General features: G+C 68.8%; 24 protein-coding genes. 2 read left to right on the forward strand and 22 right to left on the reverse strand.

The features are described 5' to 3' along the window. Positions 1–68 precede the first annotated feature (68 nt). A complete protein-coding gene (locus MHW47_RS06040) occupies positions 69–332 on the forward strand; it encodes a hypothetical protein (RefSeq protein ID WP_374230057.1) in 264 nt (87 codons plus the stop codon). A gap of 18 nt (positions 333–350) precedes the next feature. Here MHW47_RS06040 and MHW47_RS06045 read toward each other — a convergent pair whose 3' ends face one another. The 8 genes from MHW47_RS06045 to MHW47_RS06080 all read right to left on the reverse strand — a co-directional run bounded on the left by MHW47_RS06045 (position 351) and on the right by MHW47_RS06080 (position 5,993). Beyond that, a complete protein-coding gene (locus tag MHW47_RS06045; protein WP_239221626.1) occupies positions 351–1,559 on the reverse strand; it encodes an IS110 family transposase in 1,209 nt (402 codons plus the stop codon). A gap of 301 nt (positions 1,560–1,860) precedes the next feature. Further along, the gene (locus MHW47_RS06050) at positions 1,861–2,088 is read right to left on the reverse strand and encodes a hypothetical protein (RefSeq protein ID WP_239221584.1); all 228 of its coding nucleotides are present in this window, start codon (positions 2,086–2,088) and stop codon (positions 1,861–1,863) included. 31 nt (positions 2,089–2,119) lie between these two features. After that, the gene (locus tag MHW47_RS06055; RefSeq protein WP_239221585.1) at positions 2,120–2,659 is read right to left on the reverse strand and encodes a hypothetical protein; all 540 of its coding nucleotides are present in this window, start codon (positions 2,657–2,659) and stop codon (positions 2,120–2,122) included. 64 nt (positions 2,660–2,723) lie between these two features. Beyond that, positions 2,724–3,416 (reverse strand): cell envelope biogenesis protein OmpA, encoded by a 693-nt coding sequence (locus tag MHW47_RS06060; RefSeq protein ID WP_239221586.1) that lies wholly within the window; start codon positions 3,414–3,416, stop codon positions 2,724–2,726. A 239-nt stretch (positions 3,417–3,655) separates the two neighbouring features. Beyond that, on the reverse strand, positions 3,656–4,228 hold the full coding sequence (locus MHW47_RS06065; protein WP_239221587.1) for a hypothetical protein: 573 nt from the start codon (positions 4,226–4,228) through the stop codon (positions 3,656–3,658). Beyond that, positions 4,225–4,944, reverse strand: a complete 720-nt coding sequence (locus tag MHW47_RS06070) for a hypothetical protein (protein WP_239221588.1) — start codon at positions 4,942–4,944, stop codon at positions 4,225–4,227. Before MHW47_RS06070 ends, MHW47_RS06065 begins: the two co-directional genes overlap by 4 nt. A gap of 156 nt (positions 4,945–5,100) precedes the next feature. Then, on the reverse strand, positions 5,101–5,709 hold the full coding sequence (locus tag MHW47_RS06075; RefSeq protein WP_239221589.1) for a hypothetical protein: 609 nt from the start codon (positions 5,707–5,709) through the stop codon (positions 5,101–5,103). Next, positions 5,706–5,993, reverse strand: coding sequence for a hypothetical protein (locus MHW47_RS06080; protein ID WP_239221590.1), 288 nt, complete (start codon positions 5,991–5,993; stop codon positions 5,706–5,708). Before MHW47_RS06080 ends, MHW47_RS06075 begins: the two co-directional genes overlap by 4 nt. A gap of 353 nt (positions 5,994–6,346) precedes the next feature. Between MHW47_RS06080 and MHW47_RS06085 the strand changes: the two genes are divergently transcribed. Continuing rightward, positions 6,347–7,978 (forward strand): ADP-ribosylglycohydrolase family protein, encoded by a 1,632-nt coding sequence (locus tag MHW47_RS06085; RefSeq protein WP_239221591.1) that lies wholly within the window; start codon positions 6,347–6,349, stop codon positions 7,976–7,978. Between the two features lie 90 nt (positions 7,979–8,068). On the opposite strand, the gene MHW47_RS06090 is transcribed toward MHW47_RS06085, so the two are convergent. From MHW47_RS06090 to MHW47_RS06155, 14 genes are all read right to left on the reverse strand, one after another. Next, positions 8,069–8,845, reverse strand: a complete 777-nt coding sequence (locus tag MHW47_RS06090; RefSeq protein ID WP_239221592.1) for a hypothetical protein — start codon at positions 8,843–8,845, stop codon at positions 8,069–8,071. Positions 8,846–8,921: 76 nt separating this feature from the next. Next, positions 8,922–10,022, reverse strand: a complete 1,101-nt coding sequence (locus MHW47_RS06095) for a hypothetical protein (RefSeq protein WP_239221593.1) — start codon at positions 10,020–10,022, stop codon at positions 8,922–8,924. Positions 10,023–10,311: 289 nt separating this feature from the next. After that, the gene (locus tag MHW47_RS06100; protein WP_239221594.1) at positions 10,312–11,097 is read right to left on the reverse strand and encodes a hypothetical protein; all 786 of its coding nucleotides are present in this window, start codon (positions 11,095–11,097) and stop codon (positions 10,312–10,314) included. Further along, positions 11,094–11,489 carry a hypothetical protein gene (locus MHW47_RS06105; protein WP_239221595.1) on the reverse strand — a complete coding sequence of 132 codons (396 nt, stop codon included), beginning with the start codon at positions 11,487–11,489 and terminating at the stop codon, positions 11,094–11,096. The genes MHW47_RS06100 and MHW47_RS06105 overlap by 4 nt, the downstream gene beginning before the upstream one ends. After that, positions 11,479–11,751 carry a hypothetical protein gene (locus MHW47_RS06110; RefSeq protein WP_239221596.1) on the reverse strand — a complete coding sequence of 91 codons (273 nt, stop codon included), beginning with the start codon at positions 11,749–11,751 and terminating at the stop codon, positions 11,479–11,481. Before MHW47_RS06110 ends, MHW47_RS06105 begins: the two co-directional genes overlap by 11 nt. Positions 11,752–11,948: 197 nt before the next feature. Next, positions 11,949–12,449: a hypothetical protein gene (locus MHW47_RS06115; RefSeq protein WP_239221597.1), complete on the reverse strand. Its 501-nt coding sequence runs from the start codon at positions 12,447–12,449 to the stop codon at positions 11,949–11,951. 309 nt (positions 12,450–12,758) lie between these two features. After that, positions 12,759–13,070 (reverse strand): hypothetical protein, encoded by a 312-nt coding sequence (locus tag MHW47_RS06120; protein ID WP_239221598.1) that lies wholly within the window; start codon positions 13,068–13,070, stop codon positions 12,759–12,761. Between the two features lie 116 nt (positions 13,071–13,186). Next, on the reverse strand, positions 13,187–13,822 hold the full coding sequence (locus MHW47_RS06125; protein ID WP_239221599.1) for a helix-turn-helix transcriptional regulator: 636 nt from the start codon (positions 13,820–13,822) through the stop codon (positions 13,187–13,189). A 39-nt stretch (positions 13,823–13,861) separates the two neighbouring features. Then, positions 13,862–14,326 (reverse strand): hypothetical protein, encoded by a 465-nt coding sequence (locus MHW47_RS06130; RefSeq protein ID WP_239221600.1) that lies wholly within the window; start codon positions 14,324–14,326, stop codon positions 13,862–13,864. Positions 14,327–14,361: 35 nt separating this feature from the next. Further along, positions 14,362–16,614: a hypothetical protein gene (locus MHW47_RS06135; RefSeq protein ID WP_239221601.1), complete on the reverse strand. Its 2,253-nt coding sequence runs from the start codon at positions 16,612–16,614 to the stop codon at positions 14,362–14,364. Then, positions 16,614–19,325, reverse strand: a complete 2,712-nt coding sequence (locus MHW47_RS06140; protein ID WP_239221602.1) for a hypothetical protein — start codon at positions 19,323–19,325, stop codon at positions 16,614–16,616. The genes MHW47_RS06135 and MHW47_RS06140 overlap by 1 nt, the downstream gene beginning before the upstream one ends. Beyond that, a complete protein-coding gene (locus MHW47_RS06145; RefSeq protein WP_239221603.1) occupies positions 19,325–19,723 on the reverse strand; it encodes a hypothetical protein in 399 nt (132 codons plus the stop codon). The genes MHW47_RS06140 and MHW47_RS06145 overlap by 1 nt, the downstream gene beginning before the upstream one ends. Positions 19,724–19,790: 67 nt before the next feature. Beyond that, on the reverse strand, positions 19,791–20,897 hold the full coding sequence (locus MHW47_RS06150) for a DUF4417 domain-containing protein (RefSeq protein ID WP_239221604.1): 1,107 nt from the start codon (positions 20,895–20,897) through the stop codon (positions 19,791–19,793). Then, on the reverse strand, positions 20,894–22,210 hold the full coding sequence (locus tag MHW47_RS06155; RefSeq protein WP_239221605.1) for a ParB N-terminal domain-containing protein: 1,317 nt from the start codon (positions 22,208–22,210) through the stop codon (positions 20,894–20,896). Before MHW47_RS06155 ends, MHW47_RS06150 begins: the two co-directional genes overlap by 4 nt. Positions 22,211–22,224: the final 14 nt, after the last annotated feature.

The following is a 22,224-nucleotide window of genomic DNA, read 5'->3' on the forward strand; positions in this document are numbered from 1 at the left end:
CCGCCGGGCAGTGACGCACCGCGCATCGCCCCCGTTGCTATTTCTCATGAACATTCACGGGCCTCAAGATCCGCAACTGCTGCCCAAACTGGCGGACAAACGCTGCCCCTAGAAGTGAACGAAGCCACACGGCTGATGAGGCGCTGGTGCTGTCGCATTGGCTGGAGAGGCTCCAGATGACGGACCTCAGTCGTGTTGTCGACGATCCGGCGGTCTGGGCGCCGATCCATCGGATCGCCGGGACGTTGGACAAGGCACTGCCCGAGCTGTTCGCGCCCGATTACGACCGGCGGCTTGAGGCGGCTCGTCAGCGGTTGCGGCCGGAGGACTGACGGATCGGTTTGACCTCCTCATCTGGCGGTGGCGGGTTGAGGTTCGTAGAAGGTTCCGTCGCGGAGCATGGCGAAGAGGACGTCGGCCCGGCGTCGGGCGAGGCAGAGCAGAGCCTGGGTGTGGTGCTTGCCCTGGCCGATCTTCTTGTCGTAGTAGGCCCGGGAGGCCGGGTCGCCGAGGGCGGCGAAAGCGGAGAGGAAGAAGGCCCGTTTGAGCTGTTTGTTTCCTCTTCGGGATGGCTGTTCGCCGCGGATCGAGGAGCCTGAGTTGCGGGTTGCCGGGGCGAGTCCTGCGTAGGCGGCGAGGTGGGCGGCGGAGGGGAAGCTGCTGCCGTCGCCGACTTCGATGAGGATCCTGGCTCCGGTCCTGATCCCGACTCCCGGCATCGAGATCAGGACCTGGGAGAGAGGGTGGGCCTCCAGCAGTTCCTCGATCCGCCCGGCCAGGAGCTTGCGCTGGTCGAGGACGGCGGCGAGCGAGCCGGCCAGGCTCGGGACGATGAGAGCGGCCGCTTCGGTGCCGGGGACCACAACGGTCTGCTCGTCCAGCGCGGTGAATATGTCCTCGACCAGGCGCTCGGCCATCCGCGGCGCCTTCGGCCGCAGCAGCGTGACCAGCCGCCGGCGGCCCGCCTTGCGGATCTGGTCCGGTGACCCGAACCGCTCCAGCAGGGCCAGGACGGCCGGGTGTTGCAACCGCGGTCCCAGGACCCGTTCCAGGGACGGGTGGATCTGGGTGAGCAGGCCGTGGAGCCGGTTCGCGACCCGGGTGGCCTCACCGGTCAGGTCGTCGTCGAAGCCGACGATCATCTCCAGCTCGGCGATCGTCTCGTCTTCGAGGTCGACCGAGCGCAGGGTGTGAGGCATCGCGCGGGCGGCGTCGGCAATGATGAACGCGTCCCTCGCGTCCGTCTTGGCCTCGCCCGGGTAGAGGTCGGCGATCCGCCGCATCGTCAGACCGGGCAGGTAGGCGACGGGGCAGCCCATGTCCCGGGCGACCGCCAGGGGCAGGGCTCCGATCGAGGCCGGCTGGTCGACCACGACCAGCACCGTCCCGTGCTTGGCCTGGAGTTTCGCGAACAGCTCGCGGAGCTTGGGCTCGGTGTTGGGCAGGCGTTTGTCGAACGCCTTCTTGCCGGCCGGGGTGACGGCGGTGGCGTGGTGTTCGCCCTTGCCGACGTCCAGGCCGAGATAGACGTCGATGTCGCCGGTCTCGATCACGTGCATCCTCCGGTCGTGCTTCTGCCCGGCCTCGTCCACGGCACCGATCGCCACATCCACATTACGAAGAGCCTCCCGACCTGCGAAGAGTCGGTGGTCATGCCCCTAATCAGCGGTCAGTCAGTGCCTCCGGGCCCGGTGACACCACCCCCCGGATCATGGTTAACAAGGGGGGGAAGTCATGCCGGGCCCGGAGGCCGGCAGCCCCGTTGCGGGGCCACCAAAAAGGTAATGGGGGGGGCGACACCGACCCGGGCCGGGACCTCGTCGGCGTCCTCCAGGAGTAGCCCGGAGCTTGGTGACCAGTTCATGGTCGGCCACGGCGGAGGTGAGCGTCGGCGTGGCCGACCCGTACCTGCGCTTGGTCGAGGTTCTTGGACATCTGCGTGACCTGGTTCAGGTGGAGCTTGATGGCCTCCCGGTCGCCGGCGAAGTCCTGGCTGGTGTGGCTCAGGTGCATGGCCTGGATGAAGTCCAGGGACACGGGCAGGCCGCCGATCGGCCTGCCGAAGAAGCCGGCGAGATCGGCACGCATCTGCTCGGCGACGACAGCGCTGCCTTCGCGCTCATGCGTTCCTCCGCTCGGGGGCGTCGGCGGAGGTGCCGGGCACCGCAGCGATCAGCGGCCGGGCACCGGTGGGTGCCGGGCCGACGGCCGCGAGTTCAGCGACCTGCCCGCCCAGGTCGGTGCGGAAGGGGTAGTGAACGGCCCCCGATACCCCGGTGTCGCCGTCGTTCGTTCGCGTGGCGCCGTTCGCATCGCGGTACTCGACCAGGCCGAGCGCGGCGAGGGACTTCGCCGTCTGCCACGTCACGTTCGGCGCCAGCCGACCGCTGGGCTCGACGTGGCGGCTCAGGGCGTACAGCTGGGGTGTGCTCAGGATGGCCCGCCGACCTTCCAGAGTGATCACGAGGGTGCCGGTCCTCGCTGTCAGCGCGTCCTCGACCGACAGCCGGTAGCCGTCGCTGTCCCGCTGGTACATGTACCCGTCAGCGAGCAGCGCACGCAGCACCTTCGGGCTGGCCGTCACGGGCAGAACTCCGTCTGCGGAGGCCGACGCGGCCTTGAGGAGCCGGACGGCGGTCGGGGTCGGGGAAGTAGGCATGGGCTGTCTCCGAGGTGTCGAGGTCGTTGACGGAACGGTGGCGCGGACGCCGGCGCGGGACGGATTACAGGTTCAGCATGGCGCTCATCAGTGCGCGTAGCCGGTCCGACTCCGGACGAGGGGCCCGTCGAATGGGGCGGATACGGAGGACCGGCACGTCCAGATCGACGCCGAGCAGCACATGCGGCCGCCCCGGGGCCGACTTGATCCGGTAGTTGGAGATGTCGATCATCCAAGCGTCGAAGTCGTCCGCCGGGCGGCCTGAGCGCGCCGCGTGCCCTTCGTCCGGTCCGATGATCTCCAGGCACGGGCAGCCAGGATCGTGGCACGGCCGCCCGGCCGGGTGCGTGAGCGCTGCGGAAGTTGTCCTGTACGCCGCCGCAGTGCCGTTGAGCATGGGGCAGTGCTGCTTGCTGTAGGCCAGGCACTCCGGATGGAGCGCCGGTTCGGCGGCGAAGCCGACACGGACGTCCATCGGCCGCACTGCCAGACAGGAGCGCTCGTCCAGCTGCTCCCCACAGATCTGGCACAGCCGGTGAGTCAACGCCCTGCTCGCCTTGACGGGATCGACCGTGCCGAACATCGCGTGCTCGCCGTGCTGGTACGAGATCCACGGCACGACGAGGCCGCCGATGCGCGGTCGGGTGCTGCACCGTCTCGGAGCGGCCGCCGCCTCGGTCCGTCTGCGGGGGACGGGGCACCGCACTGGGCTGTCCTGCGGTACGGAGGGTGCGGGCACACTGCGCTTGCTGGACACGGGTATGTTCCTTCGGCTCATGAGTGAGGTCGGGCATCGGTTGTGTGACGCCCCAAGGTTGTTGAAAAAATATATGAATCCATAGAATTAAGCAATGTTCCACTCGCTGTGTGGCGAGGTGATCGGCACTGGGTGCGCTTCCTTCGCCGACCGCAGGAGCGGGCCGGCTCGCGGCTCGGGGCGGTGGCACGCGACGGCGCCACCGCCCCAACCGTACGGCCGGTCACAGTGTTAAGCAGTCATCTCGGGATGAGGTGCCGCGCATCGACCAGCTTGCCCGCCCGGATTTCTTCGAGGCCGGTCCATCTGTCGCAGAGCGCCATGACCTCCTCGGAATCGTCGGGGAGCCGGAGGCGAACGGCTTCGTGGGCGAAGGTGCGGGCCAGGTACATGGTCTGGGGGCGCTCCTTAGCCACCAGCGGCGACGACGGCCGGGTGCTGCGGTCCTTGCGGAAGCGCGCGGAGGGCATCAGGAGGAAGGGGCAGCCGGCTGCCGCGTGGGTAGCGGCGAAGACCGCGCACGGCACGCACATCGGCGGATCCATAGCGAGATGGTGCTCCACCACCTGCAGTCCTCCGATCACGGCGCGGACCAGCGGGAGTGTCCGACCGCACAGGCCGCACAGGTGCTCGACGATGGCCCGGGCCCGTCGAGGGCCGTCCAACTCGGTGAAGTCGGGCGTGCCGTCAGGCCCCACCGCGGTCACGAAGCTGATGGGATACCCGCGCGCGTCCCGCGGCAAGGCCGCGATGCCGGGCGGCAGTTGCGCGGCCCGCCGCCGTTCGATGGCTGATCCGTGCTCGGGATTCATACCTCCTCCGGACGGTGGTCTACGAGGAAGGCGGTCCAGGCGTCGTGCTCTCCGGGGGTGAAGATCGGCGCCGGGTTCAGGGGCGCCCGGCCGAAGCAGCCCGCGCACTCTGGCGGGAGGCCGCCGCCCCTGCCTGCGGCGTCTGCGGCCTTCTGCTCCACCTGCTGCCCGCAGACGGTGAGAATGCCCGGCTCGAAGGCCCCGACGGCCAGGTGCAGTTCTGTCTGGTCGAGAGTGAGGGCCGGTGTGACGGCGGCCGGTGCCTGCCCGGAGGCGCGGCGGGAAGGGACGAAGGTGCCGCTCTCGCGCCTCTCTTCGGCGTGCACCTCCAGGGCCGCGCCGAGGAGGTGGAGCGGGTCCTCCGCGTGCCGCAGGGCATGGGCCAGCAAGACGATGGCCGTGTCACGGGCCCGGATCTGCCACTTCGGTACGCGATGGGGCGCGAACTGCGCGCGCTCGGCGAACAGGAGCAGCAGTAGTTGTTCGGCCCCGTGTCCCGGGGCGGCTTCGTCCAGGAGGTGGACCAGGCTGGTCAGACCGTCCCGGATGGCAGATACGACAGCCGGGGTGCTCAGGTCGTCCTCGTCGAGCAGTCCGCTGCGCAGCAGCCCGGCCTGCACGGCGTTGGCGCGGCCTCGTTCGTCTCGGGGCGGTGGGCTGGCCAAGGCTTCGATCAGGCGCTGGGCGTCTGCTCGGGAGTCGGCGGGAGTTCGCATCGTTCGTTGCTTCCATTCGATCGGGCCGGCTGCGGCGGCAGCCAGACGGCGCCGCGGTAGGTGTGGCCGGGGTAGCTGGCCTGGGTCTTCTTCAGGTGACCCTCGTACGTCCGGGCTCCGCACTTGCACGTCATGGGCTCTCTCGTCGTCAACGGGTTACAGCCGAGGGGCGTGCCTGGTCATCCACTCCTTGGCGGCGACCCGGTGGGCGTCCTCGGGGAAGGCCAGATAGAAGTCGAGCGGCCCCCTGCGGCGTGCGTTCGGATCCCGGTGCGGGAAGAGGTCATAAATGATCTTGAAGTCGGGTGACACCCCGGTCATGCGGCGCTCGCGCAGAACATAGCTGCGGGCGATCGTCAGCTCGACGTCGTCGGCCGCTGACAGCGTCGGGCAGACCAGCAGTGCGTACGCCGCGCACCGGGGGTGAACGGGAGGTTCGATGTAGAAGCCTGCGTTCGGGGCGCCGATGAACACCAGACTGCTCGTCTTCTTGATCGTCTTTCCGCAGATCCCGCAGAGGCGCTGCTCCATCAACTTCCTTTGACGGGGCGGGCACTGGTCGCCGAACGCGGCAGTGCCGCGACCGGGTTCGCACGGGCACGCCACGTGCTCTCCCAGGTCGGCGCTGGATCTGATGTCCATCTGTCCGCCGTCGTCGGCAGCCTCGTACCAGGGCGTGTTGATGGGAACCGGCCGGCCCGCGGTGTTGCGCGGCAGCCGTGCGACGTTCGGGGGCATGGGGATGGATCGCCAGTGAGCGGTCAAGGTTGCTGCTCCGTTGCAGAGTTGGGTGAGTCCGGAGGGTTTGTGGCGTTGGCCGCGGGGGCCGCCATCGTGCATGCGCTCAACGTGAGCACGATGGCGTCCACCACCTCTTCGGCCAGCTCCGCCTTCGCCTCACTGCGGGCGATGCTCAGGCGGGTGTCCGCGTAGTCGGGCTTCGGTGGCGGCGCGTACCAGGCGACGACATCGGCGGCCGCCTGCACGGCAGCGACGAGCCGGCTTCGGTCGGCGGCCAGGACGAGCCGGGCCAGATCGGGGGGGAGCATGACGTACTCCGGGTTGATGGCGGTGCGGTGCCGATCCTGAGCTGGCGGCACCTGGGCGGGAGCACCCCTGGGAAGAGTCGAGGCTCCGCAAGCCGCAGCTCTATCCGCTGAACTACAGGGGAGTTCGGGGAGTTCGTCACCCCGGAACATCCATAACCATACACAGACACATGGCTTTAAGCAATATCCTTGAATCCCTTGACGTTCGAAGTGACGCTATGACAACTTGTCAATGCGTCGCCACCGCAGAGCGTGCGGCGCACCGCCCGGCTGACTCCACGCCGTGTGCTCCCTCGACTCCGCTCATGTGCGGGGCGCCCTCGGCCCCAGCGGCCGCCGCAGAAAGAGATCTCATGTCTTCGTACCCCGCTTCCCCGCTCCCTTACGCCGGCTTCGGGCCGTGGTCCGCAGAGAGCGACCCCGCGCGTCTGGACGAGAAGGCCACGGACCGCGCCGCCGGAGTGCTTCTGGGCGCCGGAGCGGGTGACGCTCTCGGCGTGCCGTACGAGTTCCGCCCGAGCATGAACGACGACCGCTTCCCGGAGATGAAGGGCGGCGGCCCCTTCAACTTCGCTCCCGGCGAGTACAGCGACGACACCCAGATGCACGTCTGCATCGCCGAGGTCGCCGCCACCGGCGCAGATCTGCGTACCCCGGAAGCCCTCGACGCGATCGCCATGAACTTCCTCCGCTGGTACGGGAGCGGCCCGGCTGACGTTGGCAACCAGACGCGCAGCGTCCTGGGCACCACCATGCGTGCCAAGGGGACTTCACCTTCCGAAGCGATGCTGGCCGTGTCCCGCCGACACGCCGCCGCCCACCCGAAGAGCAGCGCCGGGAACGGCTCGCTCATGAGGACGGGCATCGTCGCACTCGCCTACCTGGACGACGCGACGGCGATGGCCGAAGCCGCAAGGCTGGTCAGTGAGCTGACGCACGCCGACCCCGACTGCGCCGAGGCGTGCATCCTGTGGTGCTCCGGCATCAGGACCGCCGTCCTGACCGGTACGTTCGAGGGCGTCCGTGAGGGCCTCGACCTTCTGCCCGAGGAGCGCCGCGCTGTCTGGGCAGCCCGGCTCGACACGGCCGAGGCTCACCCGCCGCGCCACTTCCGGCGCAACGGCTGGGTGGTCGAAGCCCTCCAGGCCGCGTGGTCCGCCATCACCCGCACCCCGGTCCCCAAGGACCTGCCTGAACAGGGCAGCTTCGCCGCTCAGCACCTCCAGCTCGCGCTGGAGGCCGCCGTACGGGCCGGGAACGACACCGACACCGTTGCCGCCATCGCCGGATCGCTGCTCGGCGCGCGCTGGGGTTCCTCCGCTGTCCCGCTGGCCTGGCAGAACAAGGTTCACGGGTGGCCGACCAATTCCAGTACGGACCTGATCCGACTCGCCGTTCTCACTGCCCGCACCGGGCAGGACGACCGCGACGGCTGGCCCTCCGCGCCCCGCGTCACCACCCCCGTTTCGTCGGGAAAGGCGTTCACCGTGCGGCACCCTCATGACCCCGACCTCATCCTGGGCAACCTGGCGCTGACCGAGCACCCCGGACCCGCTCCGGTCGACGCGGTTGTCTCCCTGTGCCGGGTGGGGTCCGATCCGATCTTGACCACTACCGACGTCCAGCACGTACGCGTCTGGCTGGTGGACAAGTCTGGTACGAACTCGCACCTCCACTTTACCCTCGACCAAGCCGCCCGCGAGGTTCTTCGGCTCCGCCAGGAGGGCAAGCGCGTCCTCCTCCACTGCGTTGCCGGGCGCAGCCGTACCCCCGCTGTCGCGGCCGTCTACAGCCACCTGGTCTACGGCGTGGCGCCCTTGGACGCGCTGCGCGAGGTCAATCACGCGCTGAGCGGTTACTGGACGCTGCCCAACCACCCCGAAATGCTCGACGCCGTATTCGAACTAGCGGGTGAGGAGTCGCAGCGGGACGCTTTTTCGGTGCGTCGGCGTTCGCGGTGGCGGAAGCTGATCCACCGGCGCTGAGTCCGGCGCATGGGTGTGTGGCCCCAACGGAACCCCGTTGGGGCCACACACCCATGCGCGCTGTCTACCTCCGCGACTAGGAGCCGGTACTCACCGCTTCTTGTTCGTGCGGTGTGTCCGGCCGGCCCGAATCCGGCCTGGCCCCCTGCGCGAGTACACGTGCTTGGTGATCGTCTCCAGGAACCACATGTCCTCGAAGACCTCGGGCCGCTTCCGGTCGCCCCGAGTCCGATCCGGAGGCTCCAGATGCCCCTGGCGCTTGTACGTCAGCGCGGTAGCACGCGGCAACGGCTCGCCCCGAGTGGCGTTGCCGAGAATGACGCCGTAACCGCCGACGTCGTACAGATCCTTCGGATCGCCCTCCGGGGGCGGGACCACGACCGGGGGCCTCTCGCCCTTGAACTCCGCCCAGACGTGTGGCCGGTGCTGCTCGACCCAGTCGTCAACAGCGCTTGTACGCCATCGGTTGCCCGCCGACCCGGGGAAGCCTTCGATCCGGCTCCACGTCCCAACCGTCGACTCGCTGACGCCGTACCGAAGCGCCAGCCCGGCCTTGCCCTCCAAATCGTCCGCGCCCACGGCGCCCGGGGCAGCCGTCTCGGCGGCGCTCGCCGAGGCAGCCTGCGCTGCCGTCGGCTCTTTCACCGAAGTGTCCGCCCGCTGGGGGCGGGCCGGCCAGGACTGCGGCCGGCTGACCTTCACCCAGTCGTCGACCTGCTGCGCGTCCCATTCCTCTTCGTCTTCGCCTACCGGGTCGGGAAAGTTCAGCAGCCTCACCCATGCGTCAACCGTCCGGGGTAGTTCGCCGTACGTGTCGGCGATGCCTACCCGGTCCAGCCGGGCCGCAGGGCGCTTGCCGGAGCTCATCGTTCTACCTTCCGGTCAGGGCGAGTCCCGCACGGCTCCGCTTGCCGGCTGCGCCCGGCGATAACGGGCCCGGTCATCAGCGGGCACCGCCGAGCTTGCCCGGGCGGCGGATGAAGCGGTAGGCGGTAGAGCGGAACCACATGGGCTCCTCGACAGCCGGCTCGAGGCCGTCACCAGGCATCCGATCCGGCTTCGCCAGCGATCCGTTGTACAGGTGCGTCCGCATCGACGGCACGGAGGCGGCCTTGCCGCGCCCGCGCGCCTCCCCGTCGATCACACCGATCTCTTCCAGGGACAGCAGGTCGGTGTCCGCCCCTTTCGGGAGCTCCAAGTCCTCGCGCAGCTCTTGCGGTGCCTCCGAGCTCGCGCGCGGGGCACGCGCTGCTGCGCCCAGCCGTCCCGGGCGGCGGATGAAGCGGTAGGCGGTAGAGCGGAACCACATGGGTTCCTCGACAGCCGGCTCCAGGTCGTCACCGGGCAACCGATCCGGCTTCGCCAGCAGCTTCCGGGACTGGTAGTTCTTCAACGTGCTGATGGTGGTGGCCTTGCCGCGCCCGCGCGCTTCCCCATCGATCTCCCCGATCTCCCGCAAAGTCAGCAGGTCGCCAGGTTCACCGGCCGGCAGATCCAGCTTGAGCAGCTGACCGGCGTCTGGTGACTGCTCAGACGTGCTCCTCCGACCCTCGCCGGTGTTCTCCGCGCGGCGTGTGCGGCGCGGCCGGCTGATGTAGGCGTAGGCGGTCTCGCGGAACCACATGGGCTCGGTGACCTTCGGCTGGAGGCCGTCGTCCGGTGTCCGGTCGGCCGGCGGCAGGATCCCCTTGGACACGTAGGTGCGCAGGGTGGCGGTCGGCGTGGCCGGCCGGTTCAGGGCTCGGCCCTCGAGCTCACCGATACGTCGAAGCGCCAACAGGTCGCGGGGGCCGCCCTTGGGCAGGTTCAGGGGGTTCTTCTTGTCCCGCTGGGACTGGAACCATGAGCCGAAGTGGTTTTCACGCACCCAGTCATCGACGTCGTTCTCGTCGTAGATCTGGAGACTGCCCTGACCTGCGGTGTAGAGGAGCTCGGGGAACCCCTCCTCCCGGGACCACCTGGCCGCCGTCGTGCGGTCCACCTTGTACCGTGCCGCCATCTTGTCGTAGTTGGTGTACTCGCGGTCGGTGCCCGCGGGGATCATCGTGGTCGCTCCGTCCGTGGCCAGCTGAGCCGGCGGATCGTCGGGGCCCGCCCCGTATGGGGGTGGCCGGGTTGTTCTGCTGCTGTTCGGGCCGACGACTCCGTACGTCCGCACCCTGGCCGGTGTGGTGCGCCGGCTGAGAGGCGCAGGGGGCGACCTCGTCGGCGAGATTACCCAAACTCATAGACTTGCGCAATCCGATGGTGGCGTGTCCGACCCGAGACGCCAGCGGGGCGGGCCCAGCTCGATGCTGGACCCGCCCCGTTTCCAGGAAAGTGAAGCTCCTTCGTCAGGACGCCAGGTGAAATGCTCGCCCGGCCGCGCGGATACTCTTCTCCGCCAGCTTGGCGTCCAGTGCTTCCTGAAGGCTTCCAAAGGATTCCGACCCCTGGCGCTTCTTTAGGTGCGGAATTTCATTTGCTGGAATCCCGACAAGAGGTGATTCGCTGAGAACCGACAGGAGATCCGATTCGGTCTGGTCGGAGTATCCGGCTGCGGCGACGGCCTCAGCGTCAGGAAATACATCAGCATGCCGTTCGCGCTCCCGGTCGATGAGGTGGTCCTCGCGCCCACCGAGGCTGTAGCACCAGAGGAAGTTTCCCGGCGCAACGGGCTCAACAAGACGTTTGAACCGGCTGATTTCCTTTGTGTAGCAGTAAAACCGTACGTCGGGCGAGGCATCCATAATGCGTAGCCAAGCCGACAGGTAGCTGTCGGAAAAGAAGTCGCCAGCGTCATGAAGGCGAATCCATTTTCCTTTGTAGCGCTTATGACTCAACTCCTCCGTCATGCGCTTCTCCCACTCGTCAGGAGAATCTCGACACAGTAGAAGGTTGCGAATATGTGCAGCGCGAACATTCTTGAAACGGTAGGCCCCGACGCGCGCATAACAAAGGGAAGCGCAAGCGCCGGCCTGGGGGCATACGTTGAAATTCGAGCCATCTGGGAGTTTCACGGCAAAAGCTGGCAGAGTCCAGTTGAAAATTCCCTCTCTGCGGAGCTGTGAGTTCTGCGTGAGAAGCCACTTCCGGGGTTGCTGCTTGGCGGTTCCGTTGTTTTCCGCTGCATTGTTCACTTCTTGGCCTTCGTGAGGTCGGGGGCGCCGTGGTGCCCGCCGGGACAGTGGAGGTGCGGGGTGGTGCACGCGTGGACGCCGAGCGCACTGATGCCGCCTTCTGCGCGGGCCAGGACGGCGAAGCCCTTGGCCAGGGCCGCACGGGAAGAGCCCTGGTGTTTGCCTCCGAACTGGAGGTCGTCGCCGTGGCTGGCGATCTGTTCGAGCGCTTCGGTGCGGGCGCGTTCGATCTCGTCAGCGGAGGCGTCGCGCTGCTCCGCGATGAACATCGGCACCATGAACATCAGCCAGTCGGCCAGACGTTCGCGGAACCCGTCACCGTCGGTGCCACTGACGCGGCACTCAGGGTCGAGAACCACGCGACCGAGGGGGCCGTGTGCGTCAGCGCTCATCGTGGGCTCCCCCGATGGCGTTCTTGGCCGGGAACTCGATACCGAGAACGTCCACCAGGACGACATCGGTGGTCCGGTCCAGGGTGGAGTCTGTGCACTCTGCGGCGAGCACTTCGGGCCGAAGCTCCTCGACATACTGCCGAATTGCCGCGGGCTGGGCGCCGACTTCTTCCGGTAGAGCGATCGTCAGGGTGAAGTCGTACAGGGCGGACCGGGTTGCCTTCACGTGTACGACAGCGGTAGCGGAACTGGGGGAGACCATGCTTGCTCTCACTTCTGGGGCGGACGGGGGCCCCGGCCAAGAGCCGGAGCGCGGCCGCCGGTGACCGTGCGGTCGGCCGGCGGCGTGTGAGCGAGGCGCGATGCGCCGTTCATGCAGGGTGCCCCCGGCTCGAAGAGCCGGGGGCACCCTTGGAAGTCGTGCCGAGGCGTGGGCCGCCTCCGGCACAGGTGGAGCGGTCAGTTTCCGTGCACTGGACAGTCGGTGCGGTGTGCGGGCGAGGAACGGCACAGCGAAGCCTTGCGCTGGTCCCGGGCGCCGATGAGCCAGTCGCCGAAGTCCGCCAAGGTGTCGATGACCACGGAGGGAACGGGTGAGAGGCAGGCGTGGCAAGGCGCGATCAGACTGAAGCACAGCCTGGAGGAACCGTCCTCGTAGGTGGCGATGAAGATGTAGCGCCGACGGCCGTGGGACAGCTGGATGCGAGCTGCGCGGAAGCGTCGTGCGGCGGGGAACAGCGGGTGGTTCGCGTCTTCGTAGACGCTCAGCCGGACGTGGTCGTCCAGCCCGAGCCGGTGGCGCAGTACTGCTGCGATGCCCTCATTCTCGGAGGTCGCCTCCAGGACGGTCGGCTCCGGGCGCGAGGGGGCGTTGATCACCGTGCCGGTCGCGCGGGCGACAGCAGCCTGACGGGCGGCATCTTCTATCGCATCCAGAACGGGGCTCAGGGTTGCGTGCACGTCATTCTCCTCAACGATGTGGCCCCAGAGGGGAAGGCGAGGCCCGGACCGGCCAAGGGGGTGAGCCCGGTCCGGGCCTCGCGGCCCCTTCGCCCGGGGGGGGGGAACGAGGCGAAGGGGCGAGCCGCGAAGGCGGCTCCTACGGGATGGTTCGAGGCGGGGCGTCTCGCGCCCTCACAAGAAGAACTATATGGAGTCTCATAGAATTAAGCAAGCCCTGGCGGTGTGGGAGACCGTGGTCAACGGACCCTTCCCACACCGGGGACCGTGTCCCTGCCGCGTGGCTCAACGGCGCCTTAAGGAGAGGTTCTACGCAGGCGTCAGGGGGAGGGAAGCGACCTGGTCCAGGATCTCCTGCGCGCAGGCGAACGCACTCTTCTTGTGCCCGTAGGAGGGCACCCGCAAGTGCATGCACTCATGGGCGAGCACACGGTCGGCGTCCGCCCGTGTCGAAACCTGGGCCAGGTTCACCACCATGAGCGGGGTGTCCAGCCGAGCACCTTCCTCGCCCCGGTAGACCTGAGCCACATAGTGCGGATGGAAGCGCAGTCCGGTGGCCTCGGCGTACCGGGCGATGTCGAAGGTCAGGGCGAACGACCGCTCCGCAGCCTCACGGAACAACTCGGCCCGGCTCCGGAGCCACCGCGTGTCCACAGGCAGGTGGGCCTGACCGCGCGGAAGCGGGCTGCGTAGAGCCTCGTGGCGAGCTACGGTCACCGGGTGACCACGGTGGTACGTCACCTCTTCTCACCACCCTCGCCGGCCGTCAGCCGCTGCGCCAGGTGCAGCAACTCCTCCGGAGCCATGGCGAAGTGATCGGCCAGGCTCTCCAGAAGGGAACCCTCAAGCACGAGAGGAGCCGGCCGCGACGCCTGGCCGGCCACCGAGACGGCGTGGGCGGTCTCCACGGTGTGGCGGTCCACACCGAGGAACCCGGCGAGCACGTCCGCCTCCTGCGGCGTCAGCGTCGTGGTGCGGCCCTGCTCGAGCATGGCGTACGCGCTGCGCTTGCGACCGGAAGCATCGGCGATCTCCTGCTGGCTGGCACCCACGCGCTGGCGCAAGTCCCTCAGTGTCACGGCTGCCGGCCGGCACAGATCCTCGACCGCGCAGCCGAGGGCGTTGGCCAGTCGCGACAGCGTGCCCGGTGCCGGCACGCGCTCCTCGGCCTCGTACTGATTGAGTACCGTCACGGTGACGGCGGCCTCGGAAGCCAGCTGCGCCGGTGCCCATCCACGCCGGACCCGGGCCTGCGCCAGACGCCGGCCGTCGAAGTTGCTGACGCCGCGTCGCTGGGTCCGCATGATGACGCCTTCTCCGTCCTGTCGATGCCAGCTCGAAAGCCGGCGCAGTGCCGCCGGCGGGACCATCATGCCAAGACGTTCTCAGCCGACCGGCTGCTGCGGATTCGGTCACGAGAACTGGCCGTGCCAGGAGTCGGAATCCAGAGCGTCGAGCTGTACTTCCTCCTCGCGTGTGAGGCGGTCGGTGAAGCGGTCCCAGCGCTGCAGTTCGACCAGCCGCTCACCGCCGGCCGGCTGTACGACCGCGGTCTCGCCGGACTGCAGGCGCAGTACGACGTCCCCGTTCTCCTCCAGATGGGCTTCCGTCCAGCCCAGCCCTCGGCGCCGGGCCGTGCTGAGGTTGAACACGTAGCCGAGGCCGGCGGACTCCGCGCCGCCGACCAGCGGCCGTATCCATATCAGCTGCGGGTCGTCCTCGTCGACGCGGTGCTGGCGGGCAAGGGCCTGCAGGAACACCTCGTTGCCCTCCTCGTCGACGACCCGCAGCTGGGCGCCGGCGTCTACAGGGTCTCCGGTATAGCTGTGGTCGCCGGCGATGAGTTCGGCGAGTCGGTCCTGCCAGGTAGTGCTCATGGCGACATTCTCCTCGTGGGCGGGCCGGACGGGCCTCAGTGGCTGCTCTTGACGACGTCCTCGACGGGCTTGCCGCCGAGGTGGGTGATGCCGCGGGCTTTGAAGGACTCCAGCAGCGCCGTGCGCTGGTGCGCGTAGTTGCAGACGATGCGGCTGGGAGCTTCGGCGCCCAGCAGGTCCAGGCCATCGCGGAACATGATCTCGTTGTTGGACGCGCTGTGCGTGGCGATCTTCAAGGGGTCACGGGTCAGACCTGCGGACTTCTTCTTGTCCGGGCTGACCCCGAACTTGTCGCCGTTGTAGGCGTAGTAGTCGGACCGGCGCATCAGGACGGACGGATCGTCCCAGATCAGCTGGCCGCCGTGGCCGGACTTCGGGGTGTTCGCGACGCGGATGAAGACGGAGTTCGCGCCGCCGGTGTACTTGTCCTGCTGCTCGGACATGCCAACACCGCTGCTGATGCCCATCACCGCGCGTTTCTCGGTGGAGGCCAGCACCCCGGTGCCGAAAAGCGCCACCATGTCGCCGCCGCCGATGCTGTGCGTCAGCGACCGGCCCTTGAACGCTTCCTTGATCTGCGCGCTCTTGCCCGTGACGTCGAACCGGGACCACGTCAGCCAGCCGCCGGACGTCGCGGGAGTGGGGTCGTACCCTGCGCTGGCCGCCAGCGCGTCCCCGCTGGCGAACCCGGTCGCCTTGGCCACCGCCTCGCGGAGGACCTTCACCTTCTTCGGCAGGACCTTCTGCGCGGCTTCCAGCTGGATGCGTTTGACCTGGTAGTGGAGCTCGTCCTCCCCGAGGCCGATCAGCGACTCGGCGCGCTGGTGCACGATCTCCTGGACCTGCAGGTCCTCCAGCCCCTTGGCCTCGGCGAAGGCTGCCTTCATCCCGGGAGCGCCCGCCAGGTTTTGGGCAGTCACATTGTTGGACAGGTAGGTCCATTCGCCCTCGGCGGCCGTCATCGGCGCGTTGACCAGATGCAGCTGCTCCAGACGGTCGACGAGCTGCTTGCCGTGACCGGCACCAACCGGCGCATGAACCTCGAGCTGGCCACGCATCGAGAACTCGGTGTTGTGCGGGTCGTTGGCCGCGTACGGCCGGTACACCGCGCTCCAGCCGTCGCCCAGGTCGATCGCGTACTCCTTCCCCTTCGCCTTGCTGCGGCTCTTGCCGTCCCAGGACGTCTCCCCGCTCTGCGCATCGAGCTTGGCCTTGATGCGGCTGGCATTACGCAACTGGGCCGCGAGGGTGCCCGGCTCCGGCTCATCGGTCGGCGCCGGTATCTGCTTGGTCACTGTCTTGGTGACCAGCTGCCCGTGCGGATCGAAGTGCGCCATCGGCGCGCCGCCGTTCTGGATCTTCTCCCCGACGGTGTTGACCTGGTCCAGGTAATACTGAGCCATGGCCTTCTCGTCGTCTGTGAGACCGGGGGAGGCAAGCACGGCGTTGACCGCGTCCAGGGCCTTCTGGTGCTTCTGGATGGAGGCCTCGGACATCGGCCCGCCGCCCTTGAGCTTGTGCTGGACCGAGGTGGTCGCCGCGGTCACCAGCTCGGCGAGCTGCGCCTTCTTGTCCAGCTCCAGCCGCTCCTTGACCTGCTCTTCGACCTGGACGTCGACCATCTTCGTGCCCGAGACGCTCAGCGCATCGAGCAGCTTGCCCTCGGCGTCCTCACTGACGTGCGCGAGCAGGACCTCGCGGGGCCCGTCGGGGGAGAGGTAGGAGACCAGAGCCGCCTGCGAGTTCAGGAAGTCCTCGCCGCCGACCAGGATCGGCGTCCCCACAGCGACACCTGCCGGCGGAGCCTCCGGCACGGGCGTCAGCGGCGGGTCGGTGTCCTCCGGCTCCTCCTCCGCCGACTGGACCTCGCCCGTGCCTGCGGCGCCCGCGCCGGTGCCGTCCGCCCCCTCGTCGGACTCCGTCTCCACGGCCGCCAGCGCGGCCTCCTCCAACTCGTCGGTCTTCACCGGCTCAGGCGCCGGGCTCGACGTCTCGGCGGTCTCCGCTACCGGCACCTCGTCATCAGCCGGCTCGGCCGCGGGCATCTCGCCAGCGGCGGGCACCCCAACGGCCGGTCCATCGTCCGTCGTCAAGGCGCCGCCCTGGTCGGTGAGCGGCATCTCGCTGCTGGAGTCGAGCAGCAGCATTGACTCCAGCAGCGCCGGATCGATCTCCATCACCGGCTTCGGAGCGGTGGCCCCGAGGTCCGGGGGCGTGGGCGGAGCCTCGGTCGAGACCGTCGGGGAGACGGCGTAGGACTCGTGGCTGCTCTTCGAGTTCGTGCCCATCACTCAGCTCCGTGCTTCAGCGATGCCGCCTGCGGCATCTTCAGGTCCTTGACGAAGAAGTCCGCGAACGCCTGGCGCAGGTTCTGCTTCCGCTCGACGGCGTGGTCGAGGAACGCCTCGGCGATCTGCTCAGTGGTCACCTTCGAGACCGCGACGCCATGCTTCTTGGCGGCCTGCTTGCGCATCGCAGGCACCCAGTGAACGCCACTACCGGACTTCGCCCCCTCGTACGCGGTGGAGTGGAGCATGGACCGCCACTGGCTGTCCGGGATCGCCTCGAAGTTCTTGATGATCGGGTGGGCGACGGCCGGATTGACCTTGACTCCGTCGGCCAGCCCGCCACCGAGCGCGGCGGAGTACAGCTTCTGGTGCACCGGGTCGTACGACCCGCCGCCGGACGGCGCGTATCCGAGCGAGAGCTTGTCCCTGCCCCAGTGCTTGAACGCCTGTCCCCGGTCGATGTGCACCAGCCCGCCCGACGCCGTGCGCAGCACATTGGCCTGGTGACCGTCGTGGTCACCGACGAGCCAGGAGCCGACATGGGAACGCACGATGGAGTCGACCTCCGACTGCGACCACTTGTGCGGGTCGGACGCGAAGTGGGTGGCACCCTGGAGCATCGGCTGGACGCTGCCGACCTTGCCGCCGACCTGCTTGACGTACACCGGGACGGCCGGGACACCTCCCAGGGAGAGGGCGTGCGAGGCGGCCGCCTCGGAATGGGCGATTACTCCGCCGTTGTGGTCGGCCTTGAACAGCCAGCTGGAGCCATCCGGCGCGGAGTGCAGCGTCTTGTTGTAGGTGCCGCCGAGGTGGGCGGGCGTCCCCGAGCCGAACGACCACGAGCTGACGACGTCGGAGTCGATCCGGGCCGGAACGTCCTGGGCGGTCGCCTTGGCCTGCTGGAGGCCGGCCACCACGGCCTGGACCTTGGCATTGAACGATCCGGGGGCGGCCGGCTTCGTCGGCGCCTTCGGGATCGGCTTCGCCGGTGCGGCGCCGGCGGCCTGGGCAAGATTCTGAGCCTGGACTGGACTGGCGCCCATCTTGATCGCGGCCTCGACCTTGCTCTCCTGGGTCAGGCCACCGGCGCCCGACGCTGAGCTGGCTGTCGGGGCCGGACTGCCCGCGAGCTTGCTCTTGAGGGCGTTGACCGCCTCGTCGGAGGCGAGCGCGGCCGACGCCTTGACGGCCGCCGCTGCGGCCTGCTTCTTGGCGGCCGTCACCTGGACCTTGGCGTTGATGGCGTCCTGGTCCAAGGCGGGGTTGAAGCTGGCGGCGATGTAGCTCTGGAGCTGGCCGCGGTTGGCCTTGGCCGGGTCCGCCATGCCCAGTTCACCGGCGACCGCGCGGAGGTCGCCGATCTTCTGGGTCTTCGCCCAGCTGTAGAACTCGGTGGTCAGGGCCTTCGGGTCGACCTGGTGGGTGTTGAGGAGCGCGGGGTTGGCGAAGCCGATGTCGACGGGGGACTGGAGGGTCTCGTGGATCCACCCCTGCGCGTCCTGCTGCATCGTGTGCAGCTCGCCGGTGTTTGTTGCCCAGGAGGCGACCTGGGCTGCGGCGTTCGGGTTGCCGGCCAGGTCGGGCAGGGTCAGCTCGGTGTGGACGTCCTGCTTACCGCTCTGGTGGACCTCCAGGGCGTTGTCGAGCGCCTTGAGCTGGTCTTTCCGGGCCTGGGCGGTGGCCTTGAGCGCTTCCTTCTCGGCCTCGGGCGTGCCGGTGCGCAGGAGACCGGCCAGTTCGACCGGCTTGAGGTGCTGGGCCTCCGTCAGGGACATCTCCTCGGACGCCAGGGCGTCCTGGACCAGCGGCATCACGGTCGACTGGTTGATTTTGGTTTCCGCGAGGAGGTCTGCGGTCCAGATCTGGGTGTGGTTCTTGAGGGTCTCCAGATCGGGAGTGTCCGGCGAGTGCGCCGTGAGGACCTGCTTCTCCGCGTCGAGGAGGTTCTTCAGCTTCTCGCTGTCCAGGACCCCCTTGGAGTTGGCCACCTCGACGCTGGCGTCGTCCCACTTCTTCTCGGCGGCCTTGACCTGCTCCGGGGTGGCCGCCCACGTCCCGGGCGGAGCGTCGGGAGCACCGCTGGTGCCCTCGATCTGCTGGAGGTCGGCCAGGGTCATCCCGCCGACCGTCTGGCCGGCTGCGAGCTGCTCGTACCGCTTCTGCGCGGCAGCCTGGATCTTCTGCTTGGAGGGGATGTTGTCGCCGTAGTACGGGTCCAGCCAGTGCACCAGTGGGTGCTGGCCCGACCCGGACAGCCCCACGAGGGCAGGGTGCTCGAAGCCCTTGGCGGCGGAGATCTGTTGCAGCTCCTCGGGCTCCAGCGCGTTGAGGTAGGCCATGGACTGTGCCCGCAGGGCGTCGAGCTGGGCTTTGATCTCCTCGTCGGAGGCGCCCTCCTCCTTCATCTTCTCGATGGCCTCGCGGGCGGACTGGATCTGGGCGGCGAAGATCTCGTACCGCTCCACCGGGTCGTCGGGCAGCTCGGGGTAGTTGCCGGTCGCCACGCCGTTGCCGACCGCGAGGGCATCCAGGTTGTCCATGGCCACCATCAGGTCGGTCTTGGCGTCGACGAGTCCGTCGCTGAGCTCGGGCTCGGCCGCGGCTGCGGCGGACGCCTGCCCGGCGCCCTCGATCCCATCGGCCTTCTCCGGGACGTCACTGGGCGCGATGGCGTAGGAGGCGTGCGAGCTCTTGGAGTTGGTGCCCATCAGGCACCGGTCCGCGGCGGCAGGGCGGGTATGACCTCGCCGAGGAGCTCGTCGAGGACGAGGTCGGCGGCGTGCCGCAGGTCCACGGCCCCCTCGGGGACGGCGGCCGGTGCGATCTGGCAGGCGCCGGCCTCGGACTCCCATCGGGCGATCCGCTCCGGGCTGACACCCTCGGCCAGGCGTTCCCTCCACGGGTTGGCCTCGTCGTACACGAGGGGTACCCACACGGTGTACTGCGCCGGATCGGCGCCCGGGGCGGTGTCCAGAGCCAGGACGGCGACCGGGTCGACGGCCATGCCCACCGCGGGGTGCCAGACCATCAGGATCCACAGCTGCCAGGCGGCCGCGGCCGGACGCTCCTCGGGCGTCCCGGGCTGCGGTGATGTAGGTGTCGACATGGCGGAAGCCCTCCTTCTTCGGGTTCGGCGGATAGAGGTGCCGAACCCGGCTTCCGTGTGACAACGCTCAGCGGCGCGGAAGGAGGGAGGCCATGAACTGGACCGTGGACGCGAAGGCGTCGGCCGGCCGGGCGTGGACGTCCTCACGTCCGGCCGCGGTCATGATGGCGCCGTGGATCGCGTACTGATGCGCGTTCTGGCTGATCAGGGTCAGGCGGTCACCGAAGAGCGCGACGACCTGGGCGATCCGGTCGATCCGAGACAGACCGGTGAGGAAGATCGGCATGTGCGCGGGCAGGTTCTCCGCCAGCCAGTACAGGCCCGGCAGCGCCCACGTGTCCCAGTTGGAGTTCTCCCTGACCGTCTGGACGTTCACGGCGATCGCCGGCGGCGGCGCGTCCTCGATCCACGCGGTGTAGCGCTTCAAGTCCTCCAGCCGGAACCAGTACACGTTCGGGATGGCGGCCACACCGGCGTCGGCGAACTCCTCGGCGATCAGCAGGCACCGCCGCATGTTGAGCAGGTGCTCGGTCCGCGGCCAGTTCCCGTAGATCGAGTAATTGGGCGAGAGGACCAGGTCCCAGCCCTGGGAAGCGATCTCCTCGACGAGCCCGTCGCGCTTGCGGTAGGTCCAGAAAGCTTCGACGAGCGGATCCTCTCCGTACCCGACGAGCACTGCCTTCTGCCCATCGCGCAGGGCGAGGGCCTCGTGGGCCGACTTCCCGGCGAAGCGCGGGTAGATCGTGTGGGTGTCGGGCGAGAAGACCCGGCGCAGCCCCACGCCGTAGGCGGGCCAGCGCAGACTCGCATCCAGCTGCGTGACGGCCGATCCGTCGGTCATGGGGATGAAGGCCGGCAGCTCGGGCAAAGTCCCTTCGATGGTGATGTCGTCGAAGGCCAGGGTTCCGCCGACGTCGGCCATCCACTGGGCGATGTCGGTCCTGGAACCGCACCTGATCGGGCACCCGCCGCAGGCGCCCGCCGGTGAGCCGGCCTCGGTGGCGGCGCAACCGCAGTACGAGCAGTCCGAGTTGTTGCCCGAGCACAGCGGCTCGATCGTCGCCGGGCCGCCCCGTCTGTCAGGACCGGCCCAGAAGGCGCAGCTGGTGCAGTCGCAGCCCTTGCCGGGAAGGGGAAGGCCGACTCGGGGCATCGGAAGGGAGATGCTGGTCATGCGGCGGTCTCGCTCTCTTGGTTGGGGGTGGCCTCGTCGGCCAGGTGCTGCTCGAGTTCACGCAGGGCCAGGCGGAGCGACCCGCGGTCGTACCGGCCAACCTGACGGCCGGCCCGTACCTCGGCCAGAAGGCCGCGCAGGCCGTCCAGGGCGTTGCGCACGAGCTGGGCGTCCACCGGCGTGGCCGCCGGGCGTGGCTCCTCCTGCTCCTCGGGGCCGGGGACGGCCACCACGGGCCGGTGATCGTCGGCGATCGGGGTCGCATCGCCCGGCGACGACGGCGACGGTGCTGCTTCGTCGTCGAGATCGTCGGTCGGCTCGCCGTCGGTCGTGGATGCTGGCGCGGGAACGCGGGTGAGCTTCGCGCGGCGGTTGGCGTTGGCCCGCTCAAGGCGCTCCTCGGCGGCGTCGATGACCTCGTCCGGCTCGAGCTCCGGTGCCGTCAGGCTGATGTCGACCGCGCTGGGGAGCAGGTGCAGGCGGCTGCTCCCCTTGAGGGACGCCCAGATGTCCGCTGCCGCAGATTCCCGCCCGCGGCGCAGTGCGGCGAAACGGATACGGGTGTTGAGACGGACGGCCTCCTCATCCATCTCCGCGGTCAGGTCCCGTGGCAGCTCGCGGAAGGCGCGCACGAGTTCGGTGGCCTTGCGCTCGGTCAGCTGGAGGCCGAGACGGCCGAGGACCTCGGTCCAAGGGGCAGCGCAGGTCTGATCCGAACCGCGGATTCGCTCCAGGGCCTTGAAGCGTTCGAGGCTGTCGGTGATGGCGTATACGTGGCCGGGCACGGGCTTGCCAGCCCGCAGTAGTTTGCCTGTGAGCACGGCGCACCGCTGGTACATCAGGGCAGCGGCCTGCTCGCCCGGCCGTAGCGGTTCGCGCGCAAAATTCTCCACGAATCGCCACATGTGTCGCTCTTCGTCGCTGAGGGGCCCCGGGCACACAACGGCGGGCAGCGCCGCGAAGTGCGGATTGTCCGGCAGGTGTTGGGCCCCCCAGCGCATCGCACGCAGCCGCCGCTCGCCGGTGACGAGGCGGATGGTCGGAGCGCGGCCGGCGACGGTGATCTCCTCGGCCAGGACCGGTTCGAGCATGCCGACGACCGACATGGACGAGATGAGGTCGGACAGTTCCTCCGGCGCGGTGGCATCGCCGGGCTTGCGCCCGTGGGGCTCGGTGAAGGGACTGCCAGGGCCGCGCATCGGCAGCATGTCGAAGCGGCGCTGCCGCAACTTTGTGCTGCGGTGCAGGATCTCGGTCAGCTGGATCATGCTGCCGCCCTCGGGCGGTGCTTCTTCCGCCGTGGCGATGCTCATGAACTGATGTCCTT

It is taken from the genome of Streptomyces sp. OfavH-34-F, assembly GCF_022347745.1.
In the GTDB taxonomy this organism is placed as follows: domain Bacteria; phylum Actinomycetota; class Actinomycetes; order Streptomycetales; family Streptomycetaceae; genus Streptomyces.

What these genes read in the sequence shown, in the direction of transcription:
- MHW47_RS06045 (WP_239221626.1), bottom strand. Translation starts at nt 1,559, where the DNA reads ATGCACGTGATCGAGACCGGCGACATCGACGTCTATCTCGGCCTGGAC.
- MHW47_RS06050 (WP_239221584.1), bottom strand. Translation starts at nt 2,088, where the DNA reads ATGCGTGCCGATCTCGCCGGCTTCTTCGGCAGGCCGATCGGCGGCCTG.
- MHW47_RS06055 (WP_239221585.1), bottom strand. Translation starts at nt 2,659, where the DNA reads ATGCCTACTTCCCCGACCCCGACCGCCGTCCGGCTCCTCAAGGCCGCG.
- MHW47_RS06065 (WP_239221587.1), bottom strand. Translation starts at nt 4,228, where the DNA reads ATGAATCCCGAGCACGGATCAGCCATCGAACGGCGGCGGGCCGCGCAA.
- MHW47_RS06070 (WP_239221588.1), bottom strand. Translation starts at nt 4,944, where the DNA reads ATGCGAACTCCCGCCGACTCCCGAGCAGACGCCCAGCGCCTGATCGAA.
- MHW47_RS06080 (WP_239221590.1), bottom strand. Translation starts at nt 5,993, where the DNA reads ATGCTCCCCCCCGATCTGGCCCGGCTCGTCCTGGCCGCCGACCGAAGC.
- MHW47_RS06085 (WP_239221591.1), top strand. Translation starts at nt 6,347, where the DNA reads ATGTCTTCGTACCCCGCTTCCCCGCTCCCTTACGCCGGCTTCGGGCCG.
- MHW47_RS06090 (WP_239221592.1), bottom strand. Translation starts at nt 8,845, where the DNA reads ATGAGCTCCGGCAAGCGCCCTGCGGCCCGGCTGGACCGGGTAGGCATC.
- MHW47_RS06095 (WP_239221593.1), bottom strand. Translation starts at nt 10,022, where the DNA reads ATGATCCCCGCGGGCACCGACCGCGAGTACACCAACTACGACAAGATG.
- MHW47_RS06105 (WP_239221595.1), bottom strand. Translation starts at nt 11,489, where the DNA reads ATGAGCGCTGACGCACACGGCCCCCTCGGTCGCGTGGTTCTCGACCCT.
- MHW47_RS06110 (WP_239221596.1), bottom strand. Translation starts at nt 11,751, where the DNA reads ATGGTCTCCCCCAGTTCCGCTACCGCTGTCGTACACGTGAAGGCAACC.
- MHW47_RS06125 (WP_239221599.1), bottom strand. Translation starts at nt 13,822, where the DNA reads ATGATGGTCCCGCCGGCGGCACTGCGCCGGCTTTCGAGCTGGCATCGA.
- MHW47_RS06130 (WP_239221600.1), bottom strand. Translation starts at nt 14,326, where the DNA reads ATGAGCACTACCTGGCAGGACCGACTCGCCGAACTCATCGCCGGCGAC.
- MHW47_RS06135 (WP_239221601.1), bottom strand. Translation starts at nt 16,614, where the DNA reads ATGGGCACGAACTCGAAGAGCAGCCACGAGTCCTACGCCGTCTCCCCG.
- MHW47_RS06140 (WP_239221602.1), bottom strand. Translation starts at nt 19,325, where the DNA reads ATGGGCACCAACTCCAAGAGCTCGCACGCCTCCTACGCCATCGCGCCC.
- MHW47_RS06145 (WP_239221603.1), bottom strand. Translation starts at nt 19,723, where the DNA reads ATGTCGACACCTACATCACCGCAGCCCGGGACGCCCGAGGAGCGTCCG.
- MHW47_RS06150 (WP_239221604.1), bottom strand. Translation starts at nt 20,897, where the DNA reads ATGACCAGCATCTCCCTTCCGATGCCCCGAGTCGGCCTTCCCCTTCCC.
- MHW47_RS06155 (WP_239221605.1), bottom strand. Translation starts at nt 22,210, where the DNA reads ATGAGCATCGCCACGGCGGAAGAAGCACCGCCCGAGGGCGGCAGCATG.